This is a genomic window from Winslowiella sp. 2C04, from assembly GCF_050037805.1.
Lineage (GTDB): Bacteria > Pseudomonadota > Gammaproteobacteria > Enterobacterales > Enterobacteriaceae > Erwinia > Erwinia toletana_A.
This window is the reverse complement of record NZ_CP188300.1, coordinates 3,277,198-3,291,438: the sequence shown is the minus strand read 5'-3', so window position 1 is coordinate 3,291,438 and position 14,241 is coordinate 3,277,198. Positions and strand designations below refer to the sequence as shown.

13 protein-coding genes are annotated in these 14,241 nt (G+C 52.7%); all 13 read left to right on the top strand.

Annotation, left to right across the window (positions count from 1 at the left end; translation table 11 throughout):
* The first annotated feature begins 8 nt into the window (after positions 1-8).
* The 13 genes from ACP3TC_RS14845 to tolA all read left to right on the top strand — a co-directional run bounded on the left by ACP3TC_RS14845 (position 9) and on the right by tolA (position 14,138).
* Complete coding sequence (locus tag ACP3TC_RS14845) at positions 9-725, top strand: succinate dehydrogenase iron-sulfur subunit (RefSeq protein ID WP_052896889.1); 717 nt, start codon at positions 9-11, stop codon at positions 723-725.
* A gap of 216 nt (positions 726-941) precedes the next feature.
* Positions 942-3,749, top strand: coding sequence for a 2-oxoglutarate dehydrogenase E1 component (sucA, locus tag ACP3TC_RS14840; protein WP_313856480.1), 2,808 nt, complete (start codon positions 942-944; stop codon positions 3,747-3,749).
* A gap of 14 nt (positions 3,750-3,763) precedes the next feature.
* Complete coding sequence (gene odhB, locus ACP3TC_RS14835; protein ID WP_313856481.1) at positions 3,764-4,990, top strand: 2-oxoglutarate dehydrogenase complex dihydrolipoyllysine-residue succinyltransferase; 1,227 nt, start codon at positions 3,764-3,766, stop codon at positions 4,988-4,990.
* 133 nt (positions 4,991-5,123) lie between these two features.
* Positions 5,124-6,290 (top strand): ADP-forming succinate--CoA ligase subunit beta, encoded by a 1,167-nt coding sequence (sucC, locus tag ACP3TC_RS14830; RefSeq protein ID WP_313856482.1) that lies wholly within the window; start codon positions 5,124-5,126, stop codon positions 6,288-6,290.
* Complete coding sequence (gene sucD / locus ACP3TC_RS14825; protein ID WP_313856483.1) at positions 6,290-7,162, top strand: succinate--CoA ligase subunit alpha; 873 nt, start codon at positions 6,290-6,292, stop codon at positions 7,160-7,162. Before sucC ends, sucD begins: the two co-directional genes overlap by 1 nt.
* A gap of 820 nt (positions 7,163-7,982) precedes the next feature.
* Complete coding sequence (gene cydA, locus ACP3TC_RS14820; protein WP_313856485.1) at positions 7,983-9,548, top strand: cytochrome ubiquinol oxidase subunit I; 1,566 nt, start codon at positions 7,983-7,985, stop codon at positions 9,546-9,548.
* Between the two features lie 17 nt (positions 9,549-9,565).
* Positions 9,566-10,705, top strand: coding sequence for a cytochrome d ubiquinol oxidase subunit II (gene cydB / locus ACP3TC_RS14815; RefSeq protein WP_313856486.1), 1,140 nt, complete (start codon positions 9,566-9,568; stop codon positions 10,703-10,705).
* Positions 10,706-10,720: 15 nt separating this feature from the next.
* Entirely contained in the window at positions 10,721-10,834 is a 114-nt protein-coding gene (gene cydX, locus ACP3TC_RS14810) for a cytochrome bd-I oxidase subunit CydX (protein ID WP_313856488.1), read from the top strand.
* On the top strand, positions 10,834-11,127 hold the full coding sequence (gene ybgE / locus ACP3TC_RS14805; RefSeq protein ID WP_313856489.1) for a cyd operon protein YbgE: 294 nt from the start codon (positions 10,834-10,836) through the stop codon (positions 11,125-11,127). The genes cydX and ybgE overlap by 1 nt, the downstream gene beginning before the upstream one ends.
* A 206-nt stretch (positions 11,128-11,333) precedes the next feature.
* The gene (gene ybgC / locus ACP3TC_RS14800; RefSeq protein ID WP_313856490.1) at positions 11,334-11,747 is read left to right on the top strand and encodes a tol-pal system-associated acyl-CoA thioesterase; all 414 of its coding nucleotides are present in this window, start codon (positions 11,334-11,336) and stop codon (positions 11,745-11,747) included.
* Positions 11,744-12,421: a Tol-Pal system protein TolQ gene (gene tolQ / locus ACP3TC_RS14795; protein WP_313856491.1), complete on the top strand. Its 678-nt coding sequence runs from the start codon at positions 11,744-11,746 to the stop codon at positions 12,419-12,421. The genes ybgC and tolQ overlap by 4 nt, the downstream gene beginning before the upstream one ends.
* A 13-nt stretch (positions 12,422-12,434) precedes the next feature.
* Positions 12,435-12,863, top strand: a complete 429-nt coding sequence (tolR, locus tag ACP3TC_RS14790) for a colicin uptake protein TolR (protein WP_052896869.1) — start codon at positions 12,435-12,437, stop codon at positions 12,861-12,863.
* Between the two features lie 30 nt (positions 12,864-12,893).
* The gene (gene tolA / locus ACP3TC_RS14785) at positions 12,894-14,138 is read left to right on the top strand and encodes a cell envelope integrity protein TolA (protein ID WP_313856494.1); all 1,245 of its coding nucleotides are present in this window, start codon (positions 12,894-12,896) and stop codon (positions 14,136-14,138) included.
* The last annotated feature ends 103 nt before the right edge of the window (positions 14,139-14,241 follow it).

Here is a 14,241-nt window from a genome sequence, read left to right as displayed (position 1 = left end):
ATAAGAAGATGAGACTCGAATTTTCTATTTATCGTTACAACCCGGATGTTGACGATGCTCCGCGTATGCAGGAGTACACACTGGAAAGTGAAGAAGGGCGCGACATGATGTTGCTGGACGCACTGATGCGTCTGAAAGAGAAGGACCCGACGCTGGCATTCCGTCGCTCCTGTCGTGAGGGGGTGTGTGGTTCTGACGGCCTCAATATGAACGGTAAAAACGGCCTGGCGTGCATCACGCCGGTGTCGGCGCTTGGCAATGGCAAACAGAAAATTGTTATCCGCCCACTGCCTGGATTACCGGTAATACGCGATCTGGTAGTAGACATGAGTCAGTTCTACGCTCAGTATGAGAAGATTAAGCCTTACCTGTTGAATAATGGAGAGAATCCGCCAGCACGTGAACATTTGCAACAGCCGGAACAGCGTGAAAAACTCGATGGCCTGTACGAATGTATTCTGTGTGCCTGCTGCTCGACCTCTTGTCCGTCATTCTGGTGGAATCCGGACAAGTTTATCGGTCCGGCTGGTTTACTGGCTGCCTATCGTTTCCTGATCGACAGTCGCGATACCGAAACCAATGCGCGACTGGATGATTTAAATGATGCTTTCAGCGTATTCCGCTGTCACAGCATTATGAACTGTGTGAGCGTATGTCCGAAAGGGCTTAACCCAACGCGCGCCATCGGCCATATTAAGTCGATGCTGTTGCAGAGAAGCGCATAACCGCACAGCCTCCGGGAACCTCGGGGTTCCCGGAGAAACAGGAAGCCGTTAAAAACGCTTGCGTGATACGCGACCGTTTTTAAAGGTTCCCTTACGGGCCGGGCGCCGATAGCGCACAATGCTCGTATCGTTGAACTGTATTTGTACTACGGCAAGCCGTTAACCCGGCAAAAAATGAAACCTCGAAAAAAAGCATAAAATGCTTAAGGGATCACAATGCAGAACAGCGCGATGAAGCCCTGGCTGGACTCTTCCTGGCTGGCCGGCGCGAACCAGTCTTACATAGAGCAGCTCTATGAAGATTTTCTAACCGATCCTGACTCTGTAGATGCTGCATGGCGTGAGATGTTCCAGCAGCTTCCTGGCACTGGGGTTAGACCTGAGCAGTTCCACTCCTCAACGCGCGAGTATTTTCGTCGTCTGGCGAAAGACGCTTCGCGTTACACCTCTTCTGTCACCGATCCTGATACCAACAGCAAACAGGTCAAAGTCCTGCAACTGATCAACGCGTTTCGTTTTCGCGGCCATCAGCATGCCAGCCTTGATCCACTTGGTCTGTGGCAGCAGGAAAATGTGCCGGATCTCGATCCTGCCTTCCACGATCTGAACGACGCAGATTTCCAGGAAAGCTTTAACGTAGGCTCGTTTGCCATCGGCAAAGAGACCATGAAGCTCGCCGATCTGTATGCGGCGCTGAAGCAAACCTACTGTGGATCGATCGGTGCGGAGTATATGCATATCACCAACACCGAAGAGAAACGCTGGATTCAGCAGCGCATCGAATCGGTAGTCGGCCATGCAAACTTCACTACCGATGAGAAAAAAGGTTTCCTGAAACAGCTGACGGCGGCCGAAGGTCTGGAGCGTTATCTTGGGGCGAAATTCCCGGGTGCAAAACGCTTCTCACTGGAAGGTGGCGATGCGCTGGTGCCGATGCTGAACGAAATGATTCGTCACGCCGGTAAAAGCGGAACCCGTGAAGTGGTGCTGGGTATGGCGCACCGCGGTCGTCTGAACGTTCTGATCAACGTGCTGGGTAAAAAGCCGCAGGATCTGTTCGACGAATTCTCCGGTAAGCATAAAGAGCATCTCGGCACCGGTGACGTGAAGTACCACATGGGCTTCTCGTCTGATGTTGAAACCGAAGGCGGCATGGTTCACCTGGCGCTGGCGTTTAACCCGTCTCACCTTGAGATCGTTAGCCCGGTGGTGATGGGATCTGTGCGCGCGCGTCTGGATCGTCTCGACGAGCCGAGCAGCAATAAAGTATTACCGATCACGATTCACGGTGATGCCGCCGTAACCGGTCAGGGCGTGGTTCAGGAAACGCTGAACATGTCGCAGGCGCGCGGTTATGAAGTTGGCGGTACCGTTCGCATCGTGATTAACAATCAGATTGGTTTCACCACCTCCAATCCAAAAGATGCGCGCTCGACCCAGTACTGTACCGATATCGGTAAAATGGTGCTGGCACCGATTTTCCACGTTAATGCTGACGATCCTGAAGCGGTGGCGTTTGTTACCCGTCTGGCGTTGGATTTCCGTAACACCTTCAAACGTGACGTGTTTATCGACCTGGTGTGCTATCGCCGTCATGGTCATAACGAAGCTGATGAGCCAAGTGCGACGCAGCCGATTATGTACCAGAAGATCAAGAAGCACCCGACGCCGCGCAAGTTGTATGCTGACAAGCTGGAAGCCGAAAAAGTTGCCAGCCTTGAAGATGCCACGGAAATGGTCAACCTGTACCGTGATGCGCTGGATGCCGGCGAATGTGTGGTGCCTGAATGGCGTCCAATGAGCCTGCACTCTTTCACCTGGTCACCGTATCTGAACCACGACTGGGATGAAGCGTATCCGGAATCCCTCGATCTTAAGCGTTTGCAGGATCTGGCTAAACGTATCAGTCAGGTGCCGGAAAACGTTGAGATGCAGTCGCGCGTAGCGAAGATTTACAACGATCGTGCGCAAATGGCGGCGGGTAACAAGCCGTTTGACTGGGGCGCAGCTGAAAACCTCGCTTATGCCACGCTGGTAGATGAAGGCATTCCGTGCCGTCTTTCCGGTGAAGATATGGGCCGCGGCACCTTCTTCCATCGCCATGCGGTGATTCATAACCAGGCTAACGGTTCCACCTACACCCCACTGCAGCATGTTCACAGCGGGCAGGGCGTGTTTAAAGTCTGGGACTCCGTGCTGTCTGAAGAAGCGGTACTGGCATTTGAATACGGTTATGCCACAGCTGAACCCCGTACCCTGACCATCTGGGAAGCGCAGTTTGGCGATTTCGCCAACGGTGCGCAGGTGGTTATCGATCAGTTCATCAGTTCTGGTGAGCAGAAGTGGGGCCGGATGTGCGGCCTGGTGATGCTGCTGCCACACGGTTACGAAGGCCAGGGTCCAGAGCACTCCTCTGCGCGTCTGGAGCGTTATCTGCAACTTTGCGCAGAGCAGAATATGCAGGTTTGCGTACCTTCCACTCCGGCACAGGTTTACCACATGCTGCGTCGTCAGGCGCTGCGCGGGATGCGTCGTCCGCTGGTGGTGATGTCACCGAAATCGCTGCTGCGTCATCCGCTGGCCATTTCCAGCCTGGAAGATTTGGCTACCGGTGGCTTTAAACCGGCTATCGGCGAAATTGATGACCTTGATCCGCAAGGTGTTAAACGCGTCGTGCTCTGCTCAGGCAAAGTTTACTATGACCTGTTAGAGCAGCGTCGCAAAAACGAACAAACTGACGTTGCCATTGTGCGTATCGAACAGCTGTATCCTTTCCCGCATAAAGCGGTACAGGATGCATTGCAGCCGTATTCACACGTACATGATTTCGTCTGGTGTCAGGAAGAGCCGCTAAACCAGGGTGCCTGGTATTGCAGTCAGCACCATTTCCGTGAGGTTGTGCCATTTGGTGCTTCATTACGTTACGCCGGTCGCCCAGCATCCGCTTCGCCGGCAGTTGGCTACATGTCCGTTCACCAGAAGCAGCAACAAGACCTGGTTAATGACGCGCTGAACGTTGATTAAATAAAGGATAGATAATGAGTAGCGTAGATATTCTCGTTCCCGACCTGCCTGAATCCGTTGCCGATGCCACCGTGGCAACCTGGCACAAAAAACCAGGCGATGCGGTAACCCGCGACGAAGTGCTGGTAGAAATTGAAACGGATAAAGTTGTGCTGGAAGTGCCTGCTTCTGCTGATGGCATTCTTGAAGCCATTCTGGAAGACGAGGGTGCAACCGTAACCTCCCGTCAGGCGCTGGGTCGTCTGAAAGAAGGTAACAGCGGCGGCAAAGAGACCTCTGCTAAATCAGACACGAAAGAGTCGACTCCGTCTCAGCGCCATACTGCGGCACTGGACGAAGAGAGCAACGATGCGCTCAGCCCGGCGATCCGTCGTCTGATCGCTGAGCACGATCTTGATGCTGCTGCAATTAAAGGCAGTGGTGTTGGCGGTCGTATTACCCGTGAAGATGTTGAGAAGCACCTGGCGAACAGCAAACCAGCTGATAAAAAAGCGGAAGCGAAACCAGCAGCGGCACCAGCAGCAGCCCCATCTCTGGCCGGTCGCAGTGAAAAACGCGTGCCGATGACTCGTCTGCGCAAACGCGTGGCAGAGCGTCTGCTGGAAGCGAAAAACAGCACGGCGATGTTGACCACCTTCAACGAAGTGAACATGAAGCCAATCATGCAGCTGCGTAAGCAGTATGGCGAAGCCTTCGAGAAGCGTCACGGTGTTCGTCTGGGCTTTATGTCCTTCTACATCAAAGCAGTGGTTGAAGCGCTGAAGCGTTTCCCGGAAGTGAATGCGTCAATCGATGGTGAAGATGTGGTTTACCACAACTACTTCGATGTCAGCATCGCGGTGTCTACCCCACGTGGCCTGGTCACGCCGGTACTGCGTGATGTTGATGCGCTGGGTATGGCGGATATCGAGAAGAAAATCAAGGAACTGGCGGTTAAAGGTCGTGACGGTAAACTGACCGTAGACGAACTGACCGGCGGTAACTTCACCATTACTAATGGTGGAGTATTTGGTTCACTGATGTCGACACCAATTATCAACCCGCCGCAGAGCGCGATTCTTGGTATGCACGCCATCAAAGATCGTCCGATGGCGGTCAACGGCCAGGTTGAGATCCTGCCGATGATGTATCTGGCACTCTCTTACGATCACCGCCTGATTGACGGACGCGAATCCGTTGGTTATCTGGTGGCGGTTAAAGAGATGCTGGAAGATCCGGCACGCCTGCTGCTGGACGTTTAACCTCGTCGGGCACGGTTTTTAGCCGTGCCCAACCCTATGTGTGGTCGATCGCTCACTCTGTTATCTGCCGCTGGCGGCAGCGTGACAAAGTGAAGTCGGCCAAATCTTTTCAGATCTGAATGGATAGAACATCATGAACTTACACGAATACCAGGCGAAACAGCTGTTTGCACGGTATGGCCTGCCGGCTCCTACCGGTTACGCCTGCACCACGCCACGTGAAGCGGAAGAAGCAGCCTCTAAAATCGGCGCAGGCCCGTGGGTGGTAAAATGTCAGGTTCATGCCGGTGGCCGTGGTAAAGCGGGCGGTGTGAAGGTAGTGAACAGCAAGGAAGACATTCGTACTTTCGCTGAAAACTGGCTGGGTAAACGTCTGGTGACCTATCAGACTGATGCTCATGGTCAGCCGGTAAACCAGATTCTGGTTGAAGCGGCCACTGACATTGATAAAGAACTGTACCTCGGCGCTGTCGTTGACCGTGGCACCCGTCGTGTGGTGTTTATGGCCTCGACCGAAGGCGGCGTGGAAATTGAGAAGGTGGCGGAAGAGACCCCGCACCTGATTCATAAAATGGCGCTGGATCCGTTAACCGGTCCACAGCCTTACCAGGGCCGCGAGCTGGCATTTAAGCTGGGTCTGACCGGTAAGCAAGTTAACCAGTTCACCAAAATCTTTATGGGTCTGGCGACGCTGTTCCTTGAGCGCGATTTGGCACTGGTTGAGATTAACCCGCTGGTGATCACTAAGCAGGGCGATCTGGTTTGTCTGGATGGCAAACTGACTGCCGACGGCAATGCGCTGTTCCGCCAGCCCGAACTGCGCGAAATGCGCGATCCAAGCCAGGAAGACTCCCGTGAAGCACACGCTGCACAGTGGGAGCTGAACTATGTGGCACTGGAAGGGAACATCGGCTGTATGGTGAACGGTGCCGGTCTGGCAATGGGCACCATGGACATCGTTAAACTGAGCGGTGGCCAACCAGCAAACTTCCTTGACGTGGGCGGCGGCGCGACCAAAGAGCGCGTGACCGAAGCGTTTAAAATCATTCTGTCCGATGATGCGGTTAAAGCGGTATTTGTTAACATTTTCGGTGGCATCGTGCGCTGTGACCTGATTGCAGACGGCATTATCGGCGCAGTCGCCGAAGTGGGTGTCAACGTACCGGTGGTGGTGCGTCTGGAAGGTAACAATGCCGAGCTGGGTGCCAAAAAACTGGCAGACAGCGGTCTGAATATTATTGCAGCAACCAGCCTGAGTGACGCAGCGCAGCGCGTTGTAGCTGCAGCGGAGGGTAAATAATGTCCATTTTGATCGACAAAAACACCAAAGTTATCTGCCAGGGTTTCACCGGCGGCCAGGGCACTTTCCACTCCGAGCAGGCGCTGGCTTATGGCACGCAGCTGGTTGGCGGTGTGACGCCAGGTAAAGGCGGTACTGAGCATCTGGGTCTGCCAGTGTTTAACACCGTGCGTGAAGCGGTGGAAGCGACTGGCGCAACGGCTTCGGTGATTTACGTTCCAGCCCCTTTCTGCAAAGACGGTATTCTTGAAGCGATTGAAGCAGGTATCAAACTGATCATCACCATCACCGAAGGTATTCCTACCCTCGATATGCTGGCGGTGAAAGTGAAGCTGGACGAAGCCGGCGTGCGCATGATCGGGCCAAACTGCCCGGGCGTGATCACCCCAGGTGAATGCAAAATTGGCATTATGCCAGGCCATATCCATCAGCCAGGTCGTATCGGCATCGTTTCACGCTCCGGCACCCTGACTTATGAAGCGGTTAAGCAGACCACCGATATCGGTTACGGTCAGTCTACCTGTGTCGGTATCGGCGGCGATCCAATTCCAGGCTCTAACTTTATCGATATTCTGAAGCTGTTCCAGGACGATCCACAGACTGAAGCGATCGTGATGATCGGTGAAATCGGTGGCAGCGCGGAAGAAGAAGCTGCGGCGTTTATCAAAGATCACGTCACCAAACCGGTAGTGGGTTATATCGCGGGTGTGACTGCGCCGAAAGGCAAGCGTATGGGCCACGCCGGTGCGATTATCGCTGGCGGTAAAGGCACCGCTGATGAGAAATTTGCTGCGCTCGAAGCCGCAGGCGTGAAAACTGTGCGTAGCCTGGCAGATATCGGCGACGCGGTTAAAGCGGTATTACCTCAATAAAAAGCTGTGTCTGAAACCTGCCTGGCAGGTTTAAAATCTCGACTATTGGCCACCTACAGGTGGCCTTTTTTATTGATTTTCCCGCCGGGAGTGCGCCGTGACGGGCTTCAGTGAAGGATGTCAGCCGATTGCATCCTGCTTTTTTTCTGCAAATCAGCAGAAGTCAGCTATGCTTACTTAAAAGGTTAAATATCATTATATTAAGCGTGAACGTTTTGTGAATTAATTAAGAGTATCTACCACTAAAAAGAATAACAGTGGTTATATTAATGCTCAGAACATTCGCTGTTTAATACAGAAGTTTCTTCATAACATTGCTACAGTGACGTTAAAAAAATGTCAGTTACTTTCATTAATACTGATGTCTTGTCACGCAACAGACTCAATTATTTAACACTGAATTTACCCGATGCTGATTCTGCCCATCCCTCATTAACATAGATTAAAAAAAACAATTGATATCAAGGTTTAGGACTGGATCATCGTCTTACTTTTCGTATAAATTGCGTTGCGTCAATTTCGCGTGGATCTGGCATTCAGGCGAAATTCGGGATAACGGCCAAAATTGGATAAGCATCACGCTAATAATTATTTGTCGTTGGCATAAAGCGGCGTATGATATTCATGTCTCATTTAGCCGTAAATTTTACTTTATTTATCCGCTGCACTGACTCTGCCTGTTCTGGGCGGAATTACGCAGTCTTACTGGATCAATATCACCCGTTTTTTATTGGGCATTCACAGTGGCGACTGATAACTGGCACTGGTCGGTTATTTTTGCCATATGTTGGAGTCTTCCTGCGAGGAGCAAGGGGTCAAGATGTTTGATATCGTCGAACTGTCGCGCTTACAGTTTGCTCTGACGGCAATGTATCATTTCCTGTTCGTACCGCTAACGCTGGGTCTGGCGTTTTTGCTGGCGATCATGGAAACCGTATATGTGCTGTCGGGTAAACAAATTTATAAGGATATGACCAAGTTCTGGGGCAAGTTGTTTGCAATAAACTTTGCGCTGGGCGTGGCCACAGGCTTGACCATGGAGTTCCAGTTCGGAACTAACTGGTCATACTTTTCGCACTATGTCGGTGACATCTTCGGAGCACCGCTGGCGATCGAAGGATTGATGGCGTTCTTCCTTGAATCCACCTTCGTAGGTTTATTCTTCTTTGGCTGGGATCGTCTCAGCAAAGTTCAACATATGGCCGTCACCTGGCTGGTGGCACTCGGTTCCAATCTCTCGGCATTGTGGATCCTGGTGGCAAACGGCTGGATGCAAAACCCTATCGCCTCTGATTTTAATTTTGAAACCATGCGTATGGAGATGGTCAGCTTCTCTGAACTGGTGTTCAACCCGGTTGCGCAGGTGAAGTTTGTGCATACCGTTGCGGCGGGTTATACCTGTGGTGCGATGTTCGTGCTCGGTATCAGCTCCTACTACTTATTGCGTGGTCGCGATGTGGCCTTTGCCAAGCGCTCCTTCGCAATCGCTGCCAGCTTTGGTATGGCAGCCATCCTGTCTGTCATCGTGCTGGGTGATGAATCTGGTTACGAAATGGGTGACGTGCAGAAAACCAAACTGGCGGCAATCGAAGCGGAATGGGAAACCCAACCGGCTCCGGCGGCATTTACGCTGTTTGCCCTGCCTGACCAGGAAACTCAGGAGAATAAGTACGCCATTCAGATCCCCTACCTGCTTGGGCTGATCGCTACCCGATCTGTTGATAAGCCAGTTGTCGGCCTGAAAGAACTGATGGTGCAGCATGAAGTGCGCATCCGTAACGGTATGAAAGCCTACCAGCTGCTGGAAGAGCTGCGCTCAGGTAATCAGGATCCCGCCGTACGCGACGCATTCAATCAGCATAAACAGGATCTGGGCTATGGTCTGTTGCTGAAACGCTATACGCCGAACGTCGCTGACGCGTCTGAAGCGCAGATTCAGCAGGCAACCAAAGATTCGATTCCACGCGTTGCGCCACTCTACTTCTCCTTCCGCATTATGGTTGGCTGTGGTGTGCTGATGCTGATCATTATCGGTCTGTCGTTCTGGAGCGTCATTCGTAATCGTATTGGCAAAAATCGTCTGTTGCTGAAAGCGGCGCTGTACGGCATCCCATTACCGTGGATTGCCATCGAAGCCGGCTGGTTTGTTGCGGAGTATGGCCGTCAGCCGTGGGCAATCGGTGAAGTGTTGCCGACTGCGGTAGCGAACTCCTCGCTGACCGTTGGTGACCTGCTGTTCTCGATGGGGCTGATTTGCGGTCTGTATACGCTGTTCCTGGTGGCTGAAATGTATCTGATGTTCAAATATGCGCGCCTCGGCCCAAGCAGCCTGAAAACGGGTCGTTATCACTTCGAACAGTCAACGCTTTCGTCAAAGCCGCTGTGATAAACAGGAGTCGGTAAATGTTAGATTACGAAGTATTGCGTTTTATCTGGTGGCTGTTGATTGGCATCTTGCTGATTGGCTTTGCCGTCACCGATGGTTTCGATATGGGCGTCGGCATGCTGTCACGCGTTATCGGCCGCACGGACACCGAACGCCGGGTCATGATTAACTCGATTGCACCGCACTGGGATGGAAACCAGGTGTGGCTGATCACCGCAGGTGGCGCGCTGTTTGCCGCCTGGCCGATGGTGTATGCCGCTGCCTTCTCCGGTTTCTATGTGGCGATGATTCTGGTGCTGGCGTCGCTGTTCTTCCGGCCGGTCGGTTTTGACTACCGCTCGAAGATTGAAGATATGCGCTGGCGCGGCATGTGGGACTGGGGCATTTTCATCGGCAGCTTTGTGCCGCCGTTAGTGATTGGGGTGGCGTTCGGTAACCTGCTGCAGGGCGTACCGTTCCATGCTGATGAATATCTGCGTCTGTTCTACACCGGCAATTTCTTCCAGCTGCTGAATCCGTTTGGCCTGCTGGCCGGTATTGTCAGCCTGACTATGATTCTGACGCAGGGCGCAACTTACCTGCAAATGCGTACCACCGGTGAAGTGCATCTGCGCGCGCGCATTGCGGCGCAAATCTCCGCGCTGGTCATGATGGTTGGCTTTGCAGTGGCAGGTATCTGGGTAATTTATGGTATTGACGGCTATGTCGTGACCTCAGCCCTCGACCATGCAGCACCATCCAATCCGCTGACGAAAGAGGTGGCGCGTGAAGCCGGCGCCTGGCTGGTTAACTTTAACCAGACACCGATTCTGTGGCTGATCCCGGCGCTGGGCGTGGCATTGCCGTTACTGACTATCCTCTGTTCCCGACTGGAGAAGGGCGCCTGGGCGTTTATCTTCTCTTCACTGACGGTGGCCTGTGTGATCCTGACGGCGGGCGTGGCGATGTTCCCGTTTATTATGCCGTCCAGCACCGTGCCCAACGTCAGCCTGACGATGTGGGATGCGACGTCCAGCTTGCTGACGCTGAAACTGATGACCTTCGTGGCGATAGTTTTCGTGCCAATTATCCTGGCGTACACCAGCTGGTGTTACTACAAAATGTTCGGTCGCATCACTAAAGAGCAGATCGAAAACAATAAACATTCTCTCTATTAATTAAGGAGCAGAACAATGTGGTATTTTGCCTGGATTCTCGGCACGCTGCTGGCCTGTTCATTTGGCATCATCACCGCGCTGGCGCTTGAGCACATCGAAGAGAGTGCTGAGGCGAAAGAGCAGAAGTGATGGCGAAGCTGATTGCACGCTTGTATGACGTGATGGATAAGAGCCCGTTACGGGCTCTTTCTCTGGTGCTGGCACTGTTGTTGGCGGGTTGCATGTTCTGGGAACCGTCACGCTTTGCCGCTAAAACCAGTCCACTTTACATCTGGCAGGGATTGCTGATGATGTGGGCAGTGTGTACCGGCGTTATTCACGGCGTTGGTTTTCGCCAGCGTCGCCTGCTCTGGCGTACACTGTTTTCACCGTTACTGGCACAGATTATCCTGGTGCTGGGGCTGGCTTTCTTCTTCCTGTAAGACTGATTTCAATGGCCGGGCGACTGACGGCCATTTAAAAAGTAGATAAATCTCTTTTTTTGTCAGGACTTGTCTAAGATTCATCCCGAAAATCCTTCCAGTTGTTTCCTGCAGATAATTATTTTCGTAACCCTCTGGCAATCCATTCCAAAGCCGATCGCTCTTGCGTATAGTAGCAACGTTTAAGAGCATTACCGGGATGTAGAGTGAGTACAACGCTGTTTAGATGGCCGGTTCGCGTCTATTACGAAGATACGGATGCCGGCGGCGTGGTTTACCATGCCAGCTATGTCGCTTTTTATGAACGAGCACGTACTGAAATGCTGCGCCAGCAACATTTCAACCAACAAGCACTGCTGGAACAGCAGCTTGCTTTTGTGGTGCGTCGAATCACAGTTGACTACCTTGCGCCAGCGCGCCTTGATGATTTGCTGGAAGTGCAAAGCGAGATAGTAGCCATGCGCAGGACAACTATGACATTCGCACAACGTATCGTTAATGCTGAAGGCAAGGTTCTGAACGAAGCGGAAGTTCTGATCGCCTGCATCAACCCACATCTAATGAAGCCGATAGCGCTTCCCAAGTCTATTGTCGCGGAGTTCAAGCAGTGGCTGACATGAACGTTCTTGATTTGTTCCTGAAGGCAAGCCTTCTGGTCAAACTTATCATGTTGATTTTGATTGGATTTTCTATTGCCTCATGGGCAATCATTATCCAGCGTACCCGTATACTCAACGCCGCAGGGCGTGATGCTGAGGCTTTTGAAGATAAATTTTGGTCCGGTATTGAACTGTCTCGTCTGTATCAGGAGAGCCAGGCACGTCGTGATGAGCTTGGCGGCTCTGAGCAAATTTTCTATGCCGGCTTTAAAGAGTTTGCGCGACTGCATCGTGCCAATAACCATGCGCCAGAAGCGGTGGTGGAAGGTGCCAGCCGTGCAATGCGTATTTCCATGAACCGTGAGCTGGAAACGCTGGAAAACCATATTCCGTTTCTTGGCACCGTCGGTTCCATCAGCCCGTATATCGGTCTGTTTGGTACTGTCTGGGGGATTATGCATGCCTTTATCGCGCTGGGCGCGGTGAAGCAGGCCACCTTGCAGATGGTTGCACCGGGTATTGCCGAAGCACTGATCGCTACCGCAATCGGCCTGTTTGCCGCAATTCCGGCGGTTATGGCCTTCAACCGCCTGACCCTGCGCGTCAACAAGCTTGAGCAGAACTACGACAACTTTATGGAAGAGTTCACGGCTATCCTGCATCGTCAGGCGTTCTCCAGCGAGAACAGCAAGTAATCGGAGGTTACCCATGGCCAGAACGCGTGGTCGCGGTCGCCGCGATCTCAAGTCCGAGATCAACATTGTTCCGCTGCTCGACGTGCTACTGGTGCTGCTGCTGATTTTTATGGCTACAGCACCGATCATTACTCAGAGCGTGGAAGTTGATCTGCCGGATGCGACAGATTCAAAAACGGTCTCCAGTGATGATAATCCACCGGTGATCGTTGAAGTGTCAGGTGTCGGTCAGTACAGCCTGGTGGTGGATCACGATCGTATGGAGCAGCTGCCTTCCGAGCAGGTGGTGGCTGAAGCGCAGCGTCGACTTCAGGAGAACCCGAAAACGGTGTTCCTGATTGGCGGCGCAAAAGACGTGCCTTATGACGAAATCATCAAAGCGCTGAATCTGCTGCACCAGGCGGGCGTGAAGTCCGTCGGATTAATGACGCAGCCGATCTAATTCATTCGAACCGTTTTTTGGGAACCGAGAGTGTCGAAGGCAACCGAGCAGAACGATAAGTTAAAACGCGCCATTATCATCTCAGTGATACTGCATATCATTCTGATTGCATTGCTGATCTGGAGCTCGTTTGACGAAAAAATCGACGCCAGCGCTGGCGGTGGCGGGAGCGATATAGATGCCGTGATGGTCGATTCTGGCGCGATGGTTGAACAGTATAATCGTCAGCAGAATCAACAAAATGACAGCAAGCGGGCTGAGCAGCAGCGTAAAAAGCAGGCTGAACAGCAGGCAGAGGAGCTTCAGCAGAAGCAGGCTGCGGAACAACAGCGGTTGAAAGAGCTGGAGAAAGAGCGTTTGCAGGCTCAGGAAGAAGCGAAACAGCAGGCTAAGGATCAGGCCGAGCAGCAGAAACAAGCGCAGGCAGCCGCTAAAGAAGCGCAGGAGCAGCAGAAACAGGCGGAAGCGGCAGCTGCGAAGGCGAAAGCCGATGCTAAAGTGGAAGCGGATGCTCAGGCCAAAGCCGCTGCTGAGGCGAAGAAGAAGGCTGACGAAGAAGTGAAGAAAGCGGCTGCTGATGCGAAGAAAAAAGCGGAAGAGCAGGCGAAAGAGGCCGCGGCAAAAGAGGCTGCGGCAGAAGCGGCTAAAGTGAAGGCGGCGGAAGACGCGAAAGCGAAAGCCGATGCTAAAGCGAAGGCAGCAGCCGATGCGAAAGCCAAAGCGGCAGCAGATGCTAAAGAGGCGCAGGAGAAAGCGGCTCAGGAAGCGAAAGAGAAAGCGGCTGAAGCAGCTAAAGAGAAAGCCGCTGCTGACGCGAAGAAAAAAGCGGATGCTGCGGCGAAAGCCAAAGCGGCTGCCGATGCGAAGAAGAAGGCGGCTGCTGATGCTGCGGCGTCCAGTGACGTCGACGATCTTCTCGGCGGGCTGACTTCCGGTAAGAATGCCCCGAAAGAAGGTAAAAGCGGGGCGGCAGGGCAGGGAAATCAGAAAACAGCCGGTGCGTCAGGTGCTGAGATTAATGGATATTTAGGCCAGATCGTCGGCGCGATTCAAAGCAAGTTCTATGATGCGGATTTATACCGTGGCAAAAGCTGTGATTTACGCATTAAACTGGCACCGGATGGTTTGTTGATAGATGTGAAAGCGGAAGGTGGCGACCCGGCACTTTGTCGTGCAGCGATTGCAGCAGCCAGACAGGCCCGCATTCCTAAGCCACCAAGCCAGGCAGTGTATGAAGTGTTTAAAAATGCACCGATGACTTTTAAACCTCAGTAACGCAGTAACATTCGGCATGTTGAACTATGTTAAACATGCCGTACTCTAAATTGCTTTGCATTAATGGTTCGTTGAAACACTGCTAATTATCGAGAACTACGCG